We start from the raw sequence: 22,954 nt of genomic DNA on the forward strand, positions 1-22,954 counted from the left end.
TTTATCCTCTTCTTTTAAAATAGCCTAGTAATTTTTTTACATAGCTTTCATCAACACGGCAATCAATAGTACCAGCTCCAGATTTGGTAAAACTATCTTTATAATAAGTCACTTTATCATCGTAAAACGTACTATAATCAAGTCTTACTTGTTTAGAACCCGTATTAACCAACATTATCTCACCCGTTTCAGCATCTTCCATTTGCACCATTCCTAAATTAGGAATTTCAGCTTCGTGCTGATCGTAAACTCTAATCCCTGTAATATCGTGTCTTCCTGCTGAAATTTTCAAGTTTTGCTTATAATCGTCTGCTATAAAATCAGAAAGCACAAAAACAATCGCTTTCTTCTTCATTACATTAGATAAAAACTTAAACGCATTAGAAACATTTGTTTTTTTACTTTTAGGTTGAAACTCTATTAATTCTCTAATAATTCTAAGCACATGAGAACGCCCTTTTTTAGGGGGAATATAAAGTTCAATGTCATCTGAAAATAAAATCAACCCTATTTTATCATTATTCTGTGTTGCAGAAAATGCTAAGGTTGCTGCTATTTCTGTTACAATTTCATTTTTAAATTGATTGTGCGTACCAAACATTTCACTACCAGAAACATCTACCATAAGCATCATGGTAAGCTCTCGCTCTTCCTCGAATACTTTAATGTGCGGCTGACTGGTTCTTGCCGTAACATTCCAATCTATATTCCTTACATCATCTCCAAATTGGTATTGACGTACTTCAGAAAAAGTCATACCACGACCTTTGAAAGTAGAATGGTATTCGCCTCCAAATATATGATCAGACAAACGACGTGTCTTAATCTCTATTTTTCGTACTTTTTTGAGTAATTCCTTAGTATCCATTTTTTCAGTTTGCAGTCTTCAAGCTTCAGTTCACAGTTAATATAAATCAGATTTCTAGTCAGCGATCACTAACGGATTACTGATTTATCAACCGCCATTTATGGTACTTCGATAACATTTACAATCTTATTGATAATATCTTCTGAAGTTATATTTTCTGCTTCAGCTTCGTAAGTAATACCAATTCTATGACGTAAAACATCATGCACAATAGCACGTACATCTTCTGGAATTACATAACCTCTTCTTTTTATAAAAGCATAACATTTAGCTGCTGTTGCCAAGTTAATACTACCACGAGGTGATGCACCAAAAGAAATTAAAGGTTTTAAATCTCCTAGTTTATATTTTTCAGGGTAACGCGTTGCGAAAATAATATCGAGAATATATTTTTCAATTTTCTCGTCCATGTAAACTTCTCTAACTGCTTTTTGAGCACTTAAAATCTGAGCTACAGAAACAACAGGATTTACTTTTTCGTAAGTTCCTCTTAAGTTTGCTCTAACAATCATTTGCTCTTCATCAATTTTTGGATAATCGATGACAGTTTTCAACATAAAACGATCCACTTGTGCTTCTGGCAAAGGATATGTTCCTTCTTGCTCAACGGGGTTCATTGTTGCCATTACTAAAAATGGTTTATCTAAAATAAAAGTTTCATCTCCAATAGTCACTTGCTTTTCTTGCATTGCTTCTAACAAAGCAGATTGCACTTTTGCTGGCGCTCTGTTAATCTCATCTGCTAAAACGAAGTTTGCGAAAATCGGTCCTTTTTTAATTTTGAAGTCATTCTCCTTCATATTATAAATCAATGTACCAACAACATCGGCTGGTAAAAGATCTGGAGTAAACTGAATTCTACTAAAACTAGCATCTATTGCTTTAGAAAGTGTATTAATCGCTAATGTTTTTGCTAAACCAGGAACACCTTCTAATAAAATATGCCCTTGACCAAGTAAACCAATAAGCAAACGTTCTACCATATGCTTTTGCCCTACGATTACCTTATTCATTTCTAAGGTTAGTAAGTCTACAAATGCACTTTCTTTTTCTATCTTTTCATTAATTGATTTAATATCAACTGTACTCGTTTCTTCCATTTTTTGTGGGTTTAAGAACAAAACTATTTTTAGAAATATTTTATATGTTGCAAAGTGTTAAAATTATTTGTTAGTTGCTGTTAACAATTGGTTAAAAAAAAGAAAGAGTAACACCGAAGCATTACTCTCTTTATAACTATTAATCATGGATTAGGATAATTAATATTCAATTTGTCTTATTTCTGTATATGACTTAGGCTTAAAAGTCATCATGCTTTCATTTTCATCAAAGCTTACAGACTCATCTAAATCTAAGTTTATAATCACATTATAAAAGTGATTGGCATTAAATTCAGTTTCAATTATATTAGATGGTGTTTTACATCCTTCTCCTGTAACATCTAAGCTTACTAAAGTTTCATTCATGTTTAAAAAATTATTATCACCTAATACCAATCTAATTTCATAAATATAAGTCGATGACATTTCAGATTGATTAACAAGCATTAATTCTAAGTCACCATTAAGATCACTTACATTATGTATCCCTGAGTTAATCGTTTCTAAACTGGTCCAAGAACTCGCTAAACTAGCATCTTTACCTATTCTAACCTGCACATCTTCAATCTCTAAAAATACAGCACTAGTATCATTAGAAGTTGTTTTAAGACTTACTGTAATGCCTGATAATTCTCCATCAGAAAGCTCATCTTGAGAGCAACTTGTAGTACTTAATAAAATAATAAAGGCGAATGCGAAAAGTTTGGTTAGGTGTAAATGTTTCATAATTTGGGGTTTAGAATAATTACTCTACAATGATACCTTCATTGCTAATGTTTTGAGTACTTTTATACATGAATAGCATAAAAACCCGTATAAACAGAAAACAAAGTGAAATATTCTCGATTAATAGCAGGTACAATGACTTGGGGGAGCTGGGGAAAACAACTCTCAAAGAAAGGAATGGAGTCATTAATAAACTTCTGCATTTCTAATAACATAACCACATTTGACCACGCAGATATTTATGGTGGCTACACCACTGAAGCCGAATTTGGAAAAGCTTTAAAGGACTCTAATATAGACCGTGAAGCTATTCAGCTTATATCAAAATGTGGTATTCAACTTCTATCTGGTAACCGAAGTAATGTTGTTAAACATTATAATTACTCTAAAGAACATATTATTCAGTCTGTTGAAACATCTTTAAAAAATCTAGAAACAGAATATTTAGACCTATTACTTCTTCACAGACCCAGTCCTTTAATGGTGGCTGAAGATATTGCGGAAGCCATAACACTATTAAAAAAAGATGGAAAAATAAGAGATTTTGGAGTTTCTAATTTTACACCACCACAAATGGAAATGATTGGTTTACGTATGGATATTGACGTCAACCAAATAGAATTTTCGCTTACAGAACATTCTGCAATGTATAATAGCACTCTAGATTACATGACAACAAGTGGTATAAAACCCATGGCTTGGTCACCGCTAGGAACTGTTTTTAAAGAAGACCATGAGCAAAACAGGCGTATACACAAACAACTTGGTGAGTTAATGGAGAAATACAATGCTACTGAAGACCAATTATTATTGGCTTGGATTATGAAACATCCCTCAGGCATTCACCCTGTTGTAGGCACAACAACTGAAAAAAGATTGAAACTAGCCACTGAAGCTACAAAAATTGAAATAGAAATAGAAGATTGGTTTTTAATATTAACTGCTGCACAAGGACACGAAGTTCCTTAAAACAAAAGCACTTCATAAAAACAAACTTTTACAACTCAAAAACAATATTATGAACACAAAAAAAGTTGCCTTAATTACTGGAGCAACAAGCGGAATTGGACGAGCAACGGCTCATGAATTTGCTAAACACGGCATTAATTTAGTTTTATGCGGCCGTCGCCAACAACGATTAGACAGCATAAAAAAGGCTTTATCTAAAGAAACTGACGTGCATACTCTAAATTTTGATGTGCGTGATAAAACACAAGCTTTAGAAGCCATTGCATCATTACCAGAAGAATTTAAAAACATAGATATTTTAATTAATAATGCCGGAAATGCACACGGCTTAGACCCAATACAAACTGGAAATTTAGACGATTGGGATGCCATGATGGATATTAACGTAAAAGGTTTACTCTATGTTAGCAAAGCCATTATCCCCGGAATGACAGAACGTAAATCGGGACATATTATTAATATTGGTTCTTCTGCAGGAAAAGAAGTTTATCCTAATGGTAATGTTTACTGCGGAAGTAAACACGCTGTTTTAGCTATAACCGAAGGCATGCGAATTGACTTAAATCCATTTGGAATAAAAGTAGGTGCCATTAATCCCGGTTTGGTAGAAACTGAATTTTCAAAAGTACGATTCAAAGGAGATGCTGCAGCAGATAATGTTTACAAAGGCTACAAAGCATTGCAGCCCGAAGATGTTGCTGACGTTATTTATTTTGCGATTTCTAGACCTGCACATGTAAATATTGCAGATGTCTTAATGTTTTGTACAGCACAAGCAAGTTCTACAATTGTAAAAAAAGAATTGTAATGAATCATTGGCTAGAGAATGAATGGAACAAATTAGTATTAAACTATACTGACAATTCTCTAGCCAAAATTATGTGGAAAGATATTAAGAATCATTACAATTCTAAAAGCAGACATTACCACAATCTTTCTCACCTCTACAACATGCTGCTTCAATTAGAAGATTTTAAAAATGACATTGAAGATTTAAACGCTGTAAAATTTGCCATTTGGTATCACGATATTATTTATAAATCAACTCATAAAGACAACGAAGAGCAAAGTGCCAATTACTGTGAGAAAGCCCTGAAAACATTAAAGATTGATGATTTTAAGATTGATGATTTTAAGATTGAAAAGATAAAAACACTAATCATTTCGACTAAAAAGCACCAATTAGCTTTAAATAAAAATACAGATAACGCCTATTTATTAGATTTAGATTTATCCATTTTAAGATCCGATTGGGAGACCTACAAGAGCTACACGGAATCTATAAGAAAAGAATACGCAATTTATCCAGATATTCTTTACAAACCTGGACGAAAAAAAGTTCTCAAACAGTTTCTAGAAAGAGATTCGTTATATTTTACAGAAAGGTTTAAAACTAAATTTGAAAAACAAGCCATAGAAAACCTAAAACAGGAAATCGAATTACTTTAATAATGAGATTTTTAATTTTATAAGAAGTAACCATGATCAATAAACGCCTTCTCATAAAACATCTGCTTGCTCATAACGATGAGAACAGTTTTTATGACAAAAAGCGAAAAATTGATATTGGTTCTAAAGAAGGAAAAGGGAAATTTTTAAAACACATCTGTGCACTTTCTAATAGTAATCCAGAAAACAATTCTTACATTGTAATTGGGGTTGAAGATGAAGATAACAAAATTATTGGGGTTGATTTTTTTGACGATAGTAAAATTCAAAATCTCATTAATGCCTATCTCACCAATCCTCCAATTGTTCAATACGAAAACATTCCTTTTCCGCATTTACCAGAAAACAAAGTTGTAGGCTTAGTTACCATTAGACCTATTGACAGCATAACATCGCTAAGAAAAAACATCTGGAAATACTATGGTGGCTCTGTTTTTTTTAGAGATGGTAGCATCAGTATGCCCAAAGTTTTTGATCTTGAAATTAAAGATGTGAACTCTAATATTGTTGCTGCGATTGAAAACAATGCTCAGAACAATATTCAACTCACACTCGATGGTGTTTTTCATTTCTTAAATAAACGCCAAGATTTTAACCCACAATACATAGTTTTTAAAGAGTACTTTGTGCTGTGTTGGTCTGGTGCTAAAAAACAGGTGAAGAACGAAATATTCTTTTCTAGGGTTGACATTGAAATGGTAAACGAACATGTTCTTCTGTTTTATTCTGCTTTAGATGAAGTGGCTATTTCATATACCGAAGATTCTTTTAAAATAGTTGAATATGTAAAACTCGGTCTGCACCAATCTTACAAGTACTATAAACTTGAAGAAAAAATTATTCACTTTAATGATAATGCCAATTACTCTATTGAAACAAATCTTATTTTCGAGCCGCCTCAATTTGACAAAAAAGTATTGCATCATATCTACAATACAAACAATACTATTTTAAAAAAGCTTCAAAAAAACAGACCTCTTAAACGAAATGAAGAAGAGGATCTAAAGGATTTAGCGGCTAGTTATTTAATCTGTTATTTTAATGGCTTTGAAAACGCGCTATTAAAACTAGAAATTGCTAAGCCCTATTTAAAAAAACACAGCTTAAAACTATATAGCGCCTATAAAGAAACGATTAGAATACTTAGAAAGGTTAGATATAATTAAATTTTTCAATCCATTATTTTACAAAACGAGATATTAAATCACGACTACCAATTGTAAAAGCGAGCCCCAAACCTATGGTGCTATAATTCCCTTTTCCAAAAAAATCGTTTAATTCTGATGGCACTTCAATATCTGTTTTACTCACATTATAACCATAATCGAGATAAATCATAAAGTGTTTTCCTAGCTCATAATTGAGATAAAACCCATAACGATTTAAAGTTGCCGTATCCTTTTGATGATTAATATCTAACGTATTAAAATCATAATTTTTGTAAGCTAGGTTGCCATCTATGGAGATATTAACACCTAGTCTTAGTTTATCGGCCGGAAAAAACTCATAACCTATATAGACATAATCGTAGGCAACCCTTGATTTTTTATACAGACCTAATAACTCTTGATTTTTAACTTCAAAATAACTCGAACCCGTTGAGAGACCAACAAACAAGTGCTTATACACATACATCTGCACTTTAAAATCAAACCCTGATTTACCTTCTAATCCTTCACCCATAAAATTATCTCCACTAGTAAAAGGAATATGACCACCAACCGTAATGGCAAAAAATCGTTGACGTTCTACTGCGTTATAAAAAGTACTACGCTGCTCCGTTGCGGGTTCATCTGCATCTAACGTATTTTGGCTAAAACCAATAGAGCAGAATAATAATCCTAACGTTATTATCAATCCTTTAATAGCTGAAGGTAAAGTCATAATTTTCTTGATTAATAGTGATCATTTCAGTTATTTCAGGCTCGTCATTTATGGTATATGTAAACTGTACAGTCTCACCAAATGGTACACGTAAAGTAGTATCGTAATTTGGGTTATCATCATTCGCAGATCTATTTAAAATATACTCTTGGTAACACATACTTTGAGACGCATTAAGTTGCATGCCTTCATAATATTCTAAACAGAAATCCTCAATATATTTAATACTATAATTGATAGAATTAGAATCTCCACTCGTTCTAACCATATTAAAATTAAAGTTTGCCAGCCTTTTTAAGGCTATAGATTCTAGATTAAAAGTTAAGTCTAAGGGTGTAAAATCTAAGGTATTTGTTTTATAGACATAAGTACTATAGTTTTCACCGGCATCGATTTCAATTGCAAAATCCATATCCTTATCATAAAATGAGAGTATCGAAAAACTACCGTCATTGTCACTATATCCTTCCCCTATAACATATTGTTCCTCTCCAAAGCTGTAATTACTTCTTCTAGTCTGAACACTGATTTTCGCGTTTGAAATAGGTAAATTATCTTGATCCGTTACAGTTCCTTTGGCTAAAATTCTAACATTAGGTTCTAATTGAACATCACAACTTACTAGTGTTATTGTGAAGCCGTATAAAATTAATAGTAATAGTTGTTTCATGTAAACAAAGACTTTTATTTACCAATAGATGTTATTTAAACAAAAAGGTTGCGTCTCACAATATAAAAAAATAAAGCCACATCTTTCGATGTGGCTTTTATTATTTCTATAACTTAACCTTCACTTAAAGGTCAAACTTTATTCCTTGAGCTAATGGTAATTCATCAGAGTAATTAACTGTGTTAGTTTGTCTACGCATGTAAACTTTCCAAGCATCAGACCCAGACTCGCGTCCACCTCCTGTTTCTTTTTCACCACCAAATGCTCCACCAATTTCCGCACCAGAAGTTCCGATGTTTACGTTAGCAATTCCACAATCAGAACCTGCATAAGATAAAAACTTCTCAGCTTCTTTTAATTCGTTAGTCATAATCGCAGAAGATAAACCTTGAGCAACTCCGTTTTGTTTATCAATTCCATTTTCAACCTCTCCAGAGTACTTCATTAAATATAAAATTGGAGCAAATGTTTCATGCTGTACAATTTCAAAATGATTTTCAGCTTCAATGATGGCTGGTTTAACGTAGCAACCACTTTCATACCCTTCACCTTCTAAAACACCACCTTCTACTAAAACATTTCCACCTTCAGCTTTTGCTTTTTCAATAGCAGCTAAATAAGTATTTACAGAATCTTTATCTATTAATGGTCCAACGTGATTATTTTCATCTAACGGATTCCCTATTTTAATTTGTCCGTAAGCTCCAACAATTGCATCTCTTACTTTATCGTAAACCGATTCATGAATAATTAATCGACGTGTAGAAGTACAACGCTGACCACAAGTCCCAACAGCACCAAAAACAGCACCAGGAACCACTACTTTTAAATCTGCAGTTGGTGTAATTATAATAGCATTATTCCCTCCTAATTCTAATAAAGATTTACCAAAACGTTCCGCTACTTTAGCACCAACAATACGTCCCATTCTTGTAGAACCTGTTGCAGAAACCAAAGGAATTCTAGCATCTGTTGTCATCATTTCACCAACTTTGTAATCACCATTAATGATACAAGAAATACCTTCTGGTAAATTATTCTCTTTTAATATTTCTGCTATAATATTTTGACATGCTATAGAGCATAACAATGATTTTTCAGAAGCTTTCCAAACACAAACATCACCACAAATCCAAGCTAAAGCAGTATTCCAAGCCCAAACAGCTACAGGAAAGTTAAATGCTGAGATAATACCAACCACACCAATAGGATGCCATTGCTCTCTCATTACGTGACCTGGTCTTTCCGATGGAATAGTTTGCCCATTTAATTGACGAGATAATCCAACTGCAAAATCACAGATATCAATCATTTCTTGAACCTCACCATAACCTTCTTGCAAAGATTTCCCCATTTCGTAAGACACTAATTTACCTAACGGTTCTTTTAAGCCTCTTAATTTGTTTCCAAACTGACGTACAATTTCTCCACGCTGTGGTGCTGGCACATCTCTCCAAGTTTTAAATGCACCAGTTGCTGCATCCATTACTTTATCGTAATCTGCTCTTGTCGTCGTTTTTACTTTAGCAATTAACTTGCCATCTACAGGAGAATAGGATTCAATAACTTCTCCGTTAGAAAAACTATTAGAACCCGTAGAAGACCCTTCATTTATAGCGTTAACACCCAACTGTTGCAAGGCTTCTTTTATTCCGAAATCGGCAGATACTGCTTCCATATGTGCTTATTTTTTATAAATTATTAAATTTCTTTACGAAGTTACTAATAAAATGTTAGTTAGTCGAAACACAACTCTCTTTAATAATGTAACTTTGAAGTGCAATTAAATTGATAAAATTGCTTGTCTCGTTTAATAAAAAAAACAAAATTGTATAATAAAACAATTTCGATTTGATTAACTCATTTAAATATAAAGACAAACTTTAAGACCAATTTAACAAAAACAACAAGTCCAAATACTAAAAAATTAGCGTACTTATTTAACAAGAATAAACTTACCTTTATCTAGCCAAGATTTTAATTATACACATCATGAACATCAAAAAACACCTCATCCTACTTTTTATTTTAGCTTTTGCGTTTTCTTGTAAAGACAAAACTGTAGAAACTGATAATATTTTTAAGTTTAGAGATTACATTAGCTACACAACCTCTGGTTTAGTTTCTGTTACTGACCCAATAAAAATTAGTTTATCAGACACCGTTAGCGGATGGGAAATTGATAAAACTTTACCTTCAGAATTGGTAAAAATAACACCTCACGTTCAAGGAGAATTAAAAGCAATGAACAATCATACGCTTCTTTTTACTCCAGATGAAAATTTAGAATCAGCAACAGAATATACCGTAAACGTAGATTTAAGTGATATCTATCAAAATATACCATCAGAATTTGAAGGTTATACCTTTCAGTTTAAAACCATAACTCCAAGTTTTAATATTACCACACAAAATTTACAATCGTACAGTAAAGCGTGGCAATATCTACATGCCCAACTGCGCTCTGCCGATATTATTTCTTTAGAAAAAGCTAAACAATTGGTATCTGCTTCGCAAACCAATAAATCTTTAAAATTAGTATGGAATGAAGCCAATACAAGTTCAAAATTCTTTGAGTTTAAAATTGACAGTATCAATAGATTATTAGAAGACAGCAAAATTGATGTACAATGGGATGGAAAAGCTATAAAAGCAGAAAACAAAGGTGAAAATTCTATAACAATTCCTGGCAAAAATAATTTTACAATCGTTAATACTGATATCATTCAGAGTCCAGAACAATTCTTATCTCTAAATTTTTCAGACCCTTTATTAAAGCAACAAAATTTTTCAGGATTAGTATCTATTCAAGGCGTTAGAAATCCAAAATATATTGTAGACGGAAACGTATTAAAGGTTTACCCGAATACTAAATTAACTGGAGATATTAGAGTTGAAGTATTTAAAGGTATCAAAAGTACAGATGGTTTTAAATTAAAGAATCCTTATTCTGAAATCTTAACTTTTGAAGAATTAAAACCTCAAGTAAGATTAATCAGTAACGGAACAATTCTTCCAAATTCAGATAACTTAAAATTCAATTTTGAAGCTGTTAGTTTAAGCAAAGTAGATGTTAGGATTATTAAAATATTTGAAGATAACGTACTTCAGTTTTTACAAGACAACAATATTGATAACACTAATCAATATTCAATTAAAAAAGTAGGACGACGTATTGCGAAAGAAACCATAACATTAATTCAAGACGAAAGCCAAAACACAGGAAAATGGAAAGCTTACAGCATTGATTTATCTAAATATCTTACATCAGATCCTGGAGCTATCTACAGAGTAGAGTTGAGCTTTAAAAAGGACTATTCTTTATATAATTGTGACTCAAATGCTACTACAACTAATATTGAAGAAGACGATTATTACGACGACTATTATGATGACGATTATTATGCTCCACAAGATTTATCAGAAGCCGAAGAAGATCAATTAGAAGAACGCTATTGGGATAATTTAAGTTACAGCTATAAAAACACAGATTACAGATGGAGAGATAGAGAAAACCCTTGTACAAATTCTTACTACAACTATGAAGGCCATACTGTATCTCAAAATATCATTAGTTCTAATCTTGGTATAATTGCCAAACAGGGCACAGACAATAATTACTTCTTTGCAGTAACTAATATTTTAAACACAAAGCCAGAAAGTGGAACAAAAATCACTTTATACAATTACCAACAACAAGAGTTAGCAAAAGGAACCACAGACGACCAAGGAATCTTAAAAATTGATGCTAAAAACAAAGCTGCATTTGCCATAGCAATCAAAGGTAAAAGTGTAAGCTACATAAAACTAGAAGATGGAAATTCTCTATCCCTAAGTAAATTTGATGTTTCAGGAAACAGACTTCAACGCGGATTAAAAGGTTACATCTATGGAGAACGTGGTGTTTGGAGACCTGGTGATAGCTTATTTTTAACTTTTATGCTGAATGACAACGCCAATAAATTACCAAAACGTCATCCTGTAAAATTAGAAATCACAGATCCTGTTGGAAAATTAGTTTACAGAAAAATCTCTATAGACAACCTCAATCATTTCTATGATTTTATAGTTCCAACCTCAACCGATTACAAAACCGGAAACTATAATGCAAAGGTTTCTGTTGGTGGTGCTACATTTTCAAAAAGTTTAAAAATTGAAACTGTAAAACCAAACCGACTTAAAATAAAAATAGATTTCGAAAACGAGATTTTAAACAATAACCAACCACTTCAAGGTGACTTAAACGTGACTTGGTTACATGGTGCACCTGCAAAAAACTTAAAAGCTGAAGTTAAAGTGAAATTCGCATCGACTTCAACAAGTTTTAAAGGCTATAAAAATTATGTTTTTAACGACCCTACACGAACGTTTGATTCTGAAGAAACTAATGTTTTCGAAGGTAATTTAGACGAAGAAGGTAATGCAACAATTAACTCTAGACTAAATATTGGTAGAAACGCACCAGGGATGCTAACGGCTCAGTTTTTAGTTAGAGCTTTTGAAAATGGAGGTGATTTTTCACTAGATGCTTTCACCATGCCTTATGCACCTTATCAAAGTTTTGTTGGTCTGCAATCACCAAAAGGAAATAGTTATGGTTCATTTTTTACAGATGAAAATCAAAAGTTTGATGTAGCAACTGTAACAGCTGAAGGCAAACCTGTACAAAGAGAAAATGTTGAAGTAAAGGTTTATAAAATTGAATGGCGCTGGTGGTGGAATTCTTCTTACGATAACTTATCGAGCTACATATCTAGCAGTTACCACAGACCTGTTCAAACATTTTCTATAAATACAGACGCAAACGGTAAAGGTCATTTTAACCTTAAGATTCCTGAAGAAGAACGCGGGCGTTATTTAATTAGAGTTGTAGACCCTGTAAGCGGACATGCAACAGGTAGAACGGCTTACTTCTATAAAAACTGGTGGTCTACAAACCCTTCTAGTGATAAAGAAGCTGCTAAAATGTTAGTGTTTTCAACAGATAAAGAAAAATATAATGTTGGTGAAACGGCTAAATTAACATTCCCTTCAGGTTCTGAAGGAAGAGCATTGGTAAGTATAGAAAATGGTTCAGAAGTATTGCAACATCAATGGGTAAAAACAACCACTGGAGAGACTACTGTTGATATTCCGGTAACACCAGAAATGGCACCAAACGTATTTATCAATATTTCATTATTGCAACCACATGCCATTACGTCTAACGATTTACCAATTCGTTTATACGGTGTAATTCCGGTGATGGTAGAAAATCCAGCAACAAAATTAGAGCCTGTAATAAACATGCCAGATGTTATTCAACCAGAGCAATCTTATAAAATAGAAGTTTCTGAAAAAAATGACAAAGCCATGACGTATACTATTGCAGTTGTTGAAGAAGGCTTACTAGATTTAACGCGTTTTAAAACCCCAAATGCTTGGGATAGTTTTTATGCCCGTGAAGCATTAGGTGTAAAAACTTGGGATATTTTCGACGATGTTATTGGTGCTTATTCAGGTAGTATTGATCAGGTATTTGCTATTGGTGGTGATGGAAGCGCAGCTGGCGGAAAAAACAAAAAAGCAAATCGTTTTAAACCTGTAGTTACCTATTTAGGACCTTTTCTTTTAGACAAAGGGCAAACCAAAATACACCAACTTAAAATGCCAAATTATATAGGAGCTGTTCGTACTATGGTTATTGCTGGTAACAATACAACTGAAGCTTACGGAAGTGCTGAAAAATCAGTTCCGGTTAGAAAACCACTAATGGTATTAGCAACTTTGCCACGTAAATTAAGTCCAGGTGAAAAAGTAACCCTTCCTGTGACTGTTTTTGCCATGGAAAATAAAGTAAAAAATGTAAAACTATCTTTAAAATTAAGTGATGGAATTACGGTAAAAGGAAGCGCTACGCAATCTCTAAAATTTGATAAACCAGATGAAAAAATGGTGTATTTTGAATTAGATGTTACCAAAGCAAAAGGTGTAAACACCGTGGAAGTGATCGCGACAGGAAATGGTGAAAAATCAACGTACAAAGTAGAGATTGATGTAGAAAATCCTAATCCGTATACGTCTCGTGTTATGGATTATGAACTAGAAGCTAATGGCAAACAAAATATAGATATTACCACTTTTGGAGTTACAGGAACAAATTCTGCAACCGTAGAATTCTCAACCTTACCACCAATGGATTTTACAGGTAGGTTACAATACTTGGTTCGTTATCCACACGGCTGTTTAGAGCAAACAACCTCTAGTGTATTCCCTCAATTATTCTTGGGTGATATCTTTGATTTAACGACTCAAAAGAAAAAAGAAGTACAGCAAAACATAGAAAAAGGCATTAAGCGCTTGGGTAATTTTCAACAACCTAGCGGAGGAATGAGTTATTGGATGGGAGAAAGTTCGGCCAATGACTGGGGAACAAGTTACTCAGGTCATTTTATGATTGAAGCAGAGAAAAAAGGATTCGTATTACCGTTAACTTTTAAAAGCAACTGGATTGCGTACCAAAAGCAAGCGGCTAGAGATTGGAGACCAAGTTATAAGGTTTACCATTCTGATTTAGCACAAGCCTACCGTTTATACACGTTGGCTTTAGCAGGTAGTGCAGATTTAGCAAGCATGAATAGGTTGCGTGAGTTTGATGAAATTTCTAACGAAGCAAAATGGCGTTTAGCTGCCGCTTATGCTTTAGCAGGACAAAAGGAAGCGAGTGATGCCATTTCAAAATCGGCTAATATCGATTTTCACCCCCCTAAATCTAACTATTATACTTATGGTTCTGTAGATAGAAATAGAGCTATGGCTTTAGAAACTATGATTATTACCGGTAATCCTAAAGCTAGAGATTTAGCAAAATCTATCGCTAAAGATTTATCTAGCAACCAATGGATGAGCACACAAACCACGGCTTATAGTTTATTAGCTATGGGGAAAATGGTTATTAAAAATGGCGGAAAAGATTTAAAATTAAGCTATACTATTAATGGTAAATCAGAAACTATAGAAACTAAAAATGCTATTGCACAACGTACAGTTTCTATTAAAGACGGAAGCAACGGAATTGCTATAAACAATGCTAAAAATAACTTAGTCTATGTGAGAGTGATTAACTCTGGGAAATTAAAATTAGGCGAAGAATTAGCAGAGCAACGTGGCTTTACCATTTCAACGACTTATAAAGATTTACAAGGCAATACTATTGATGTAACAAAATTACAACAAGGTCAAGATTTTGTCGCTACAGTTAGCATTTCTAACCTAACAAGTGATTTTGTTAATGATGTTGCTCTAACCCAAATTTTCCCTTCTGGTTGGGATATTGTAAATACACGATTTACAGATTTTGGAGATACAACCGTAAGTCAGGCTAGATATACAGACATTAGAGATGATCGTGTAAACTTCTATTTTGATATGAATGCAAAAGGAAGATATGGCACTAAAACATTCTCTGTTATGTTAAACGCATCTTACTTAGGAACCTATTATTTACCAGGTACACAAGCTGAGGCGATGTACGATAATGATTATTTAGTAAGAAATAAAGGACAGTGGATTACTGTTGAAAAATAAAGAAAAATTAACTTAACGTCAATTCGAGTGATTCTGATCTTTTATCAGAATTGTATCGAGAACATTTGTAAATATATCTGTTTCTCGACACAAATTTGAAGCGCTTCAAATTCACTCGAAAAAGACTTCACCATAAAAAACCATACATAAATTAAAAACTCGCCGTCCGGAAGGCAAGCATGCTAAAAAACAAAACCGCTAAAACAAATGTTTAATCTTAAATCACAAAATTATGAAAATCACAAAACAGATTTTAGCGATTGTAATGTTACTGAGTGTAGCATTCGTAACAGCACAACAAAATGCTTATGTAGCCGCAGAAAGCGGATTATCTCTTAGAGATCAACCAGACGTAGACGGAAAATTATTGAGTAAACTATCTTATGGTGAAGCCATAGGAATATTAGAAAAAACAGAACACAAACTCGTTATTCTCGATAGCGGAAAAAAGGTAAGTGGAGAATGGGTAAAAGTGGAAACAAGAAACCATATCGGTTATGTATTTAATGGGTATTTATCACCAACTAAGATTTCTAAAACGATAAGGTTTGATTTTAACGCGTTGAATGTCGAATTAAAGAATCTAGCCACTAAAGACTATAAAAGAAACTACAATTTAAAACAGTTAGACTCTGCTAAAATTAGTGTTGATCTAGGCGCTTCGCCCGAAGGCAAAAAAATTGTGTTGGTAGATAACGACTATAAACATGTAAGTATTTTTCAACGTTACGAGAATAGTATCGCTTTTATAGATACAAACACACCTTGCGATGTTAAAGATTGGACGCAATTTGATTCGGAATGGAAACCTTTAAAACAATTAACATCTAATACATTTCAGACTTTAACTTATACCGAAAATGACTGGAAAAAGTTTGTAACCTCAGCTATCGAAGAATTAAAAACAGATATTATAGATCAATGTGGTGAAGCATGGTTAACCGAAATAACCAACACAGATAATCTTAAAACTAATCCTGTTGGTTTAGCCACTAACCGCATGTTTTTAAAATTCATCATTACCGATTCTGAAAATAATATTACAGAAAAAGTTATTGAATTTGAAATACCTAAAGGTTGTTAATTTGAAAAATTCATCCTGGTAAGTTTTAAAACCTGCCAGGATTGTATTTTAACGTTTCAAACCAAAGTGTCCAACAAATTCTTCTCCATCTAAAACAATTCGGTACCAATAATCTGAAGTCGGTAAATCTTCATTATTAAATGTACCATCCCAAAACACGTTTCTATTAATAGATGAGAATAATAACTTACCGTATCGGTCAAAAATATAAACTTCTGACGTTCTAAAATACGGAACCAAATTTAAAGCAAAGAAATCATTCTGACCATCACCATTTGGTGTTATAAATTTTTGTATAAAAAAGTGAAAATAATTCATTACTATGATAACATCACAATCAAAAGCTTTCACATAAATGGTATAAGAACCAGCATCCATATTAGAAAATATAGAACTAAATTGAAATGAAATACCATCTAATGAATATTCAAAATCTCCAGAATTAGACATATTTACAATTATTGAGCTGCCATCAGACGCAATGCTTTCTATATTTGGAGTTGGTATTTGTTCTACATAAATCGTTTTTTCAATTGTAAAGCACCCATCCGTAATTAAAACTTCATAAGTCCCAGCAACGTCAACGGTTTTGAATTCAGTAACCTCACCTGAACTCCATTGATAGGTTGGATTAACGATATCTGAATCTGCTTGCATTACAACCTCATTTCCATCACAGAAACTCAAGAATTCTTCAATAAATTCTATTGGTTGAGCTCCAACTATATCCCAACTACATGTGGTGGTATTAAATATTGTAGTTTCCCAACATTCTAAAGTGGGTTGAGCTGGTTGCGCACCCGAAACATCCCATGAACACGTAATATCATTAAAAGTTGCTATTTCCCAACATTCTAAATCTGGTTGTACTGGTTGTATTCCGGAAATATCCCAAGTACATGTTATAGTATTGAATATTGTAGTTTCCCAACATTCTAAAGTAGGTTGAACAGGTTGCGTACCTGAAACATCCCATGAACACGTAATATCATTGAAAGTTGCTATTTCCCAACATTCTAAAGTGGGTTGTGCTGGTTGTATTCCTGAAATATCCCAAGTACATGTTGTAGTATTAAATATTGTAGTTTCCCAACATTCTAAAGTAGGTTGAACAGGTTGCGCACCCGAAACATCCCATGAACACGTAATATCATTAAAAGTTGCTGTTTCCCAACATTCTAAAGCCGGTTGTACTGGTTGTGTCCCTGAAACATCCCAAACACATGTTGTAGAATTAAAGGTTGCTGTTTCCCAACATTCAATATTTGGTTGTACTGGTTGCGTACCTAAAATATCCCATGTACACGTTATATCATTAAAAGTTGCTATTTCCCAACATTCTAAAGTGGGTTGAATAGGCTGCGTTCCATTTATTTCCCAAGTACAGGTATTTGTATTAAAAAATGTAGATTCCCAACACTCCAAACCTACGGGTTCAACAGGCTGTGTTCCTACAACCGTCCAACTACACGACGAATCATCAAATGTTGCCGTTTCCCAGCATGCCATTATTGGGGGTGGTGGAGCTTGATTTATTACAATTTCATAAACGTCAGAAAACGTTAAGCAGTCTGAATTATTCAAATTTGCAGCATATTCTGCAACTTTAGCTCGGTAATAAGTTGTTGTCGTAATTCCTGAGACACCTATAGAAGCATTTATTTCACCTGCAAGGTCAGTCCAGTTCACTCCATCATTACTCACTTGCCATTGGTAAAAATGAGTACTAAAAACAGTATTATCAGGAATAGCCGTAATGGTATCTGAAAAAGGAGCCTGAGTACTACACATCTCAATAGAGTTTCCAGTGCCATTATCTTCTGTTGCAATTAAGTCCCCACAACTTTTAAAGATAATATCGTCTATGGCCAAATCATTACCACAACCACCGGCTCCGTTATTAATAATTTTTAAGATAACAGAAGTTTGACCAGGCAGCGTTTGAAACACTAAACCATATTGTTCCCAATTCGGAGTAGCGGATCCATAAATATCCCCAGTATTACCATTCGCTAAAAGGCTGGTATTTGTATCATCCCAAATCTGAAATTCAACATTAACAGGTATCCCGTTTCCACCGCAACCCGAGCTCGGTAAGATATTTATCAACCAAGAAGAAAATTCATACGTTGTGTTTTCGCACAAACCGCTAACTGCTATGTTATAAAATTCACCTGTTGTAAAACTTGCATTGACAATGAGCGCCTTTCCATTAACGTCTCCTGTGTGATCACTAGGTAAATTCCACCCATAAGAAAATGTGTTTTGAGAAATGGTATACTCACCATCTTGTGGTCCTGTAGTATTAACAAATGTATACGTCGTAGTGCCTGTGGGTAAGCCAGGTCCATAATCTGTTCCCGAACCAAAGGTTTCAGAAAAGATAGGATCTCCAGAGTTCCCTTGACAGAATCCTAATTGCCCATGCATTTCTTTTGAAAATAATAAAGAAATACTAATAAATACAAGTAACTTTAAGTCTAATAATGAATTTCTCACGTTTAAATATATAGATATATTTGTCTAATAATCTTAAATTTTAAGCAGAAGTTTGGCAAATCAGCTTTTGTATAGTCTATGTATAGGTTAATTAATTTTTTAAAGCGAAATAGAATCAAATCTGTAGTGGTGACATTACTTTTAATTGCTTATTATTTTTGTTTACCCCACCAATTATTTAAAGATCCGACAGCAACCATTATTACAAGTCGATCTAATGAATTATTAGGCGCATTAATTGCAGAAGATGGCCAATGGCGTTTTCCTGCTAATGATAGTGTTCCTGATAAATTCAAAATTTGTATTCTTCAATTTGAAGACGAATACTTCTACAAACATCCTGGTTTTAATCCTGTTTCAATATTTAAAGCTCTTAAACAAAATTTAAACTCAGGATCTGTAAAACGAGGAGGAAGTACTATAACGCAGCAAGTTATTAGACTCTCTAGAAAAGGACAATCACGTACTTACTTTGAAAAACTGAAAGAACTTATTCTTGCCACACGATTAGAATTTAGATTGTCTAAAGATGAAATTTTAAACCTCTATGCGAGTCACGCACCATTTGGAGGAAATGTTGTTGGTATAGATGCTGCAGCATGGCGCTATTTTAATAGAAATGCTTCTAATTTATCTTGGGCCGAAAGTGCAACTTTAGCCGTTTTACCTAATGCCCCTAGTTTAATTTACCCTGGAAAAAATCAGAAGCGATTGTTAGACAAGCGGAATAGATTATTAAAAAAACTTTATGACAACGCAACGATCGACGAACTAACCTATAAATTATCTATTGCAGAAGGTTTACCACAAAGACCATATCCTTTACCACAAATCACACCCCATTTGTTACAAAAAGTAGCTAAAAGTAATAGAGGTGAACGCGTAAAAACAACCATTAATATTAATTTACAAGAACAGACTAATACTATTGTAGAACAGCATTATAATCTATTAAAACAAAACGAAATTCATAATCTTTCAGTTTTAGTTTTAGATGTAAAAACAAGAGAAGTCCTAACTTATATAGGTAATTCTCCAACGGATAAAGCCCATCAAAATAGTGTTGATATTATTGATAAACCAAGAAGTACTGGTAGTGTTTTAAAACCTTTTTTATATGCAGCAATGTTAGATGCTGGCGATTTATTACCAAATACTTTAGTTGCAGATGTACCAACTCAGTTTGGAAGTTATCAACCCGAAAATTATAACAAAACTTACGACGGAGCTGTACATGCTAACGAAGCTTTATCACGTTCATTAAATGTACCAGCAGTAAGAATGCTTCAAGAGTTTGGACTCGATCGTTTTTACCATTACCTAAAAGCACTTCAACTTAAAGATTTAAAATACAACGCCAATCATTACGGTTTATCTCTTGTGCTTGGAGGTGCAGAAAGCAACCTTTGGGACTTGTGTAAAAGTTATGCCGGCATGGCCTCTACATTAAACCATTTTAATGCGAATTCTAGTCAATATTACTCAAACGAGTTCACACAACCCGTTTTCGATTCGAAAGAAAATGTTGATTTCGGTAAATTATCGAAAGAAAAAAATGTTTTTGACGCCGCTTCCGTATATTTAACGTTTGAAAGCATGAAACAAGTTAATCGACCAGAAAGCGATGAAAGTTGGGAATATTACGACTCTTCTCAAGAGATTGCTTGGAAAACTGGAACAAGTTTTGGCTTTAGAGATGCTTGGGCAATTGGTACAACTAAAGATTATGTTGTTGGTGTTTGGGTTGGTAATGCAGATGGAGAAGGAAGACCCGGTTTAGTCGGTGTACAAACTGCCGCTCCTATTCTATTTGATGTTTTTGACCTATTACCAAAGAGCAATTGGTTTGCAAAACCCTATGACGAAATGCTAGAGGTAAGCATCTGTAAGAAAAGTGGCTATAGAGCTTCTACTATTTGTGATGATACAGAAATGCGATACATTCAAGCTAGTGGAAAAAAAACACAAGCCTGTCCATTTCATAAATTAGTCCATTTAGATAGTTCAGAACAGTATCAAGTAAATTCATCTTGCGAAGCCATTTCAAATATCACTAACAAAGCGTGGTTTATATTACCACCTTTACAAGCTTATTATTACAAGACTAAAAACCCTTTTTACAAACCCTTACCTCCATACCGGTCTGATTGTGCCGAATCTACTGGAGTTTCTATGGAATTTATTTATCCCAATCAACAAAGCACTATTTATTTACCTAAAGATTTTGATGGAAAAACAAACGATCTCATCTTAAAAGTAGCCCTTTCTAAACCAGAGTTAGAACTCTATTGGTATATTGATAATCAATACATAGGAAGCACAAAGGATATTCACGATATGGCCATTTTACCAAGTCCTGGTGAACATATTATAACGGTTACAGACCAACTAGGAAATGAATTAAAACATCGAATTACGATTTCGGAGTAATAACTTTCATGAGTAAATCCCTATTTTTGCAGAAATAAATCAACTTATCATTATGGGAACTATTCAATTTATACATTCAAAATGGGCATATTTAGTACTTTTAGTATTAGTACTTGCTACATTTAACGCACTTATTAAATTTTTTGGAGATAAAGAATTTGATGCTAAAGATTTTAGATTATCTCTATTTGCTCTCATAACAATGCACATTCAATTGCTACTTGGAATTGTTTTATTTTTTATGAAAGATTACTTCTCATTAATAGAACAAGTTGGTGGAATGGGAAAATTAATGGGTAACAAAGCATTAAGAAACCTTGTTGTAGAGCACCCACTTACAATGCTTATTGCGATAGCTTTATTAACAATCGGTTATTCTAAACACAAAAAGAAATTGACATCTAGATCTAAATTTAAAATGTTGGCTATTTTTTATACGCTAGCTTTAGTATTAGTATTAGCTAAAATACCTTGGAGTATTTGGTTTTAAATTTCAAATTATAACACATAAAAAAAAGCGTCTAGAAATTATTTCTAGACGCTTTTTTTATAATGTAATAAGTTGACTATTTCTTATTATCTTCTTTAATTAAGTAAATATAGACAGGAAAGTGATCACTATAACCACCTGAAAGACCTGCGTTTTTCATTCTTAAAGGATAATCTTTGTAACGCCCTTCTTTGTTTGTTAAATAGCTTTTATTAAAAATACCAGCTTTATAAAATCTATAAGAAGAATAATCCTTTTCTAATAAAGGTTGTGTAAATAAAATCATATCAAACAAACTCCAAGCATCTCTATAACCTGTTGTTCCTAAACCTTGTTTTTTATATAGATTCTCAAAAGGATTATAGACACCTTTAAGCTTTACATCTTCTTTGTCAGCTTCAGTTTTTATAGCTTTTTTCATACTATCATTTGTTGGGTTATCATTAAAATCTCCCATAGTCATGATTTTAGCATAAGGATCATTAGCTTGTAATGAATCAATAATTTGCTTATTCAATTTACCAGCGGCAACACGCTTAAATCTACTTCTTGCTTCACCACCACTACGAGATGGCCAGTGGTTAACAATGATGTGAATTAAGTCTCCTTCTAATTCTCCACTAACTAACAATTGATCTCTTGTAAATACACGTTTTCTTGTAGAATCGTCATATATAAGTAACTCATGAGAACTCGTTTCTAGAGGCTTAAAAAGTGCTTTTTGATATAATAATGCGACGTCAATTCCTCTTTTGTCAGGAGAATCAAAATGCACAATACCGTAATCTTTATCTAATAATTGAGGATCATTAACCAAATCCATCAAGACCTGAAGGTTTTCAACTTCAGAAACACCAATTACAGCAGGAGAGTTATGTGTGTCATCATAACCTATATCTGCAATTACTTTTGCCATATTATGAAGTTTTTTCTTATAAGCCTCACCTCTTAGAGACTCATTCAATTCCATCATAGGACTGGCTTCATCATATATAGTTGTGTCATTTATAGTATCAAATAAATTCTCTAAATTATAGAAAGCTACGGTATGTATTTTGTATTTCTTTTTTTCTTGTGCACTTATGCTTACTGACACTAACAACAGTATAGCTATAAATTTGAACCTCAAACTTTTCATCTTGTGAATATTAAATTAACATTAATTACTTTACAATTCTTGGGCCAAAAGTATATATTTATTATAAATAATGTAGATTTG

16 protein-coding genes are annotated in these 22,954 nt (G+C 33.2%); 8 read left to right on the top strand and 8 right to left on the bottom strand.

The genetic code is table 11. From position 1 onward, the window contains the following. Position 1: 1 nt before the first annotated feature. From H0I32_RS07310 to H0I32_RS07320, 3 genes are all read right to left on the bottom strand, one after another. On the bottom strand, positions 2-868 hold the full coding sequence (locus H0I32_RS07310) for a DUF58 domain-containing protein (protein ID WP_173587435.1): 867 nt from the start codon (positions 866-868) through the stop codon (positions 2-4). A gap of 98 nt (positions 869-966) precedes the next feature. Then, entirely contained in the window at positions 967-1,968 is a 1,002-nt protein-coding gene (locus tag H0I32_RS07315; RefSeq protein ID WP_173587436.1) for an AAA family ATPase, read from the bottom strand. A 159-nt stretch (positions 1,969-2,127) separates the two neighbouring features. Beyond that, positions 2,128-2,694 carry a DUF4382 domain-containing protein gene (locus H0I32_RS07320; protein ID WP_179312341.1) on the bottom strand — a complete coding sequence of 189 codons (567 nt, stop codon included), beginning with the start codon at positions 2,692-2,694 and terminating at the stop codon, positions 2,128-2,130. A 105-nt stretch (positions 2,695-2,799) separates the two neighbouring features. On the opposite strand from H0I32_RS07320, the gene H0I32_RS07325 reads away from it, so the two are divergent. From H0I32_RS07325 to H0I32_RS07340, 4 genes are read left to right on the top strand one after another with little or no spacing between them, the layout of a single operon-like run. Further along, positions 2,800-3,663: an aldo/keto reductase family oxidoreductase gene (locus H0I32_RS07325; RefSeq protein WP_256928794.1), complete on the top strand. Its 864-nt coding sequence runs from the start codon at positions 2,800-2,802 to the stop codon at positions 3,661-3,663. Positions 3,664-3,712: 49 nt separating this feature from the next. Beyond that, the gene (locus H0I32_RS07330) at positions 3,713-4,471 is read left to right on the top strand and encodes an SDR family NAD(P)-dependent oxidoreductase (protein ID WP_179312339.1); all 759 of its coding nucleotides are present in this window, start codon (positions 3,713-3,715) and stop codon (positions 4,469-4,471) included. Continuing rightward, on the top strand, positions 4,471-5,112 hold the full coding sequence (locus H0I32_RS07335; protein WP_246293548.1) for a hypothetical protein: 642 nt from the start codon (positions 4,471-4,473) through the stop codon (positions 5,110-5,112). The genes H0I32_RS07330 and H0I32_RS07335 overlap by 1 nt, the downstream gene beginning before the upstream one ends. Positions 5,113-5,144: 32 nt before the next feature. Then, a complete protein-coding gene (locus tag H0I32_RS07340) occupies positions 5,145-6,278 on the top strand; it encodes an ATP-binding protein (RefSeq protein ID WP_179312337.1) in 1,134 nt (377 codons plus the stop codon). A gap of 13 nt (positions 6,279-6,291) precedes the next feature. Here H0I32_RS07340 and H0I32_RS07345 read toward each other — a convergent pair whose 3' ends face one another. The 3 genes from H0I32_RS07345 to H0I32_RS07355 all read right to left on the bottom strand — a co-directional run bounded on the left by H0I32_RS07345 (position 6,292) and on the right by H0I32_RS07355 (position 9,344). Then, positions 6,292-6,996 carry an outer membrane beta-barrel protein gene (locus H0I32_RS07345; RefSeq protein WP_179312335.1) on the bottom strand — a complete coding sequence of 235 codons (705 nt, stop codon included), beginning with the start codon at positions 6,994-6,996 and terminating at the stop codon, positions 6,292-6,294. Further along, complete coding sequence (locus H0I32_RS07350; RefSeq protein ID WP_173587441.1) at positions 6,974-7,666, bottom strand: carboxypeptidase-like regulatory domain-containing protein; 693 nt, start codon at positions 7,664-7,666, stop codon at positions 6,974-6,976. The genes H0I32_RS07345 and H0I32_RS07350 overlap by 23 nt, the downstream gene beginning before the upstream one ends. A 124-nt stretch (positions 7,667-7,790) precedes the next feature. Beyond that, on the bottom strand, positions 7,791-9,344 hold the full coding sequence (locus H0I32_RS07355) for an aldehyde dehydrogenase family protein (RefSeq protein ID WP_179312333.1): 1,554 nt from the start codon (positions 9,342-9,344) through the stop codon (positions 7,791-7,793). A 314-nt stretch (positions 9,345-9,658) separates the two neighbouring features. On the opposite strand from H0I32_RS07355, the gene H0I32_RS07360 reads away from it, so the two are divergent. Both H0I32_RS07360 and H0I32_RS07365 read left to right on the top strand, forming a co-directional pair. After that, complete coding sequence (locus tag H0I32_RS07360; RefSeq protein WP_179312331.1) at positions 9,659-15,232, top strand: Ig-like domain-containing alpha-2-macroglobulin family protein; 5,574 nt, start codon at positions 9,659-9,661, stop codon at positions 15,230-15,232. A gap of 232 nt (positions 15,233-15,464) precedes the next feature. Further along, positions 15,465-16,316, top strand: coding sequence for an SH3 domain-containing protein (locus H0I32_RS07365; protein WP_179312329.1), 852 nt, complete (start codon positions 15,465-15,467; stop codon positions 16,314-16,316). Between the two features lie 48 nt (positions 16,317-16,364). Here the strand turns inward: H0I32_RS07365 and H0I32_RS07370 are convergent, their stop codons facing one another. Further along, positions 16,365-18,815 (bottom strand): T9SS type B sorting domain-containing protein, encoded by a 2,451-nt coding sequence (locus tag H0I32_RS07370; protein WP_179312327.1) that lies wholly within the window; start codon positions 18,813-18,815, stop codon positions 16,365-16,367. 78 nt (positions 18,816-18,893) lie between these two features. Here H0I32_RS07370 and pbpC point away from each other — a divergent pair, with 78 nt between their 5' ends. Next, positions 18,894-21,245, top strand: coding sequence for a penicillin-binding protein 1C (pbpC, locus tag H0I32_RS07375; RefSeq protein WP_179312325.1), 2,352 nt, complete (start codon positions 18,894-18,896; stop codon positions 21,243-21,245). A gap of 49 nt (positions 21,246-21,294) precedes the next feature. After that, the gene (locus H0I32_RS07380; protein WP_173587767.1) at positions 21,295-21,735 is read left to right on the top strand and encodes a hypothetical protein; all 441 of its coding nucleotides are present in this window, start codon (positions 21,295-21,297) and stop codon (positions 21,733-21,735) included. Positions 21,736-21,811: 76 nt separating this feature from the next. Here the strand turns inward: H0I32_RS07380 and H0I32_RS07385 are convergent, their stop codons facing one another. Then, a complete protein-coding gene (locus H0I32_RS07385; protein WP_179312323.1) occupies positions 21,812-22,873 on the bottom strand; it encodes an endonuclease/exonuclease/phosphatase family protein in 1,062 nt (353 codons plus the stop codon). Positions 22,874-22,954: the final 81 nt, after the last annotated feature.

The sequence above is a fragment of the Winogradskyella sp. HaHa_3_26 genome, from assembly GCF_019278425.1.
In the GTDB taxonomy this organism is placed as follows: domain Bacteria; phylum Bacteroidota; class Bacteroidia; order Flavobacteriales; family Flavobacteriaceae; genus Winogradskyella; species Winogradskyella undariae.

Excerpts from the sequence above, each read along its gene's own strand:
- H0I32_RS07360 (WP_179312331.1), top strand. The coding sequence starts at position 9,659 with ATGAACATCAAAAAACACCTCATCCTACTTTTTATTTTAGCTTTTGCG.
- H0I32_RS07335 (WP_246293548.1), top strand. The coding sequence starts at position 4,471 with ATGAATCATTGGCTAGAGAATGAATGGAACAAATTAGTATTAAACTAT.
- H0I32_RS07320 (WP_179312341.1), bottom strand. The coding sequence starts at position 2,694 with ATGAAACATTTACACCTAACCAAACTTTTCGCATTCGCCTTTATTATT.
- H0I32_RS07385 (WP_179312323.1), bottom strand. The coding sequence starts at position 22,873 with ATGAAAAGTTTGAGGTTCAAATTTATAGCTATACTGTTGTTAGTGTCA.
- H0I32_RS07310 (WP_173587435.1), bottom strand. The coding sequence starts at position 868 with ATGGATACTAAGGAATTACTCAAAAAAGTACGAAAAATAGAGATTAAG.
- H0I32_RS07355 (WP_179312333.1), bottom strand. The coding sequence starts at position 9,344 with ATGGAAGCAGTATCTGCCGATTTCGGAATAAAAGAAGCCTTGCAACAG.
- H0I32_RS07350 (WP_173587441.1), bottom strand. The coding sequence starts at position 7,666 with ATGAAACAACTATTACTATTAATTTTATACGGCTTCACAATAACACTA.
- H0I32_RS07345 (WP_179312335.1), bottom strand. The coding sequence starts at position 6,996 with ATGACTTTACCTTCAGCTATTAAAGGATTGATAATAACGTTAGGATTA.
- H0I32_RS07365 (WP_179312329.1), top strand. The coding sequence starts at position 15,465 with ATGAAAATCACAAAACAGATTTTAGCGATTGTAATGTTACTGAGTGTA.
- pbpC (WP_179312325.1), top strand. The coding sequence starts at position 18,894 with ATGTATAGGTTAATTAATTTTTTAAAGCGAAATAGAATCAAATCTGTA.
- H0I32_RS07330 (WP_179312339.1), top strand. The coding sequence starts at position 3,713 with ATGAACACAAAAAAAGTTGCCTTAATTACTGGAGCAACAAGCGGAATT.
- H0I32_RS07315 (WP_173587436.1), bottom strand. The coding sequence starts at position 1,968 with ATGGAAGAAACGAGTACAGTTGATATTAAATCAATTAATGAAAAGATA.
- H0I32_RS07340 (WP_179312337.1), top strand. The coding sequence starts at position 5,145 with ATGATCAATAAACGCCTTCTCATAAAACATCTGCTTGCTCATAACGAT.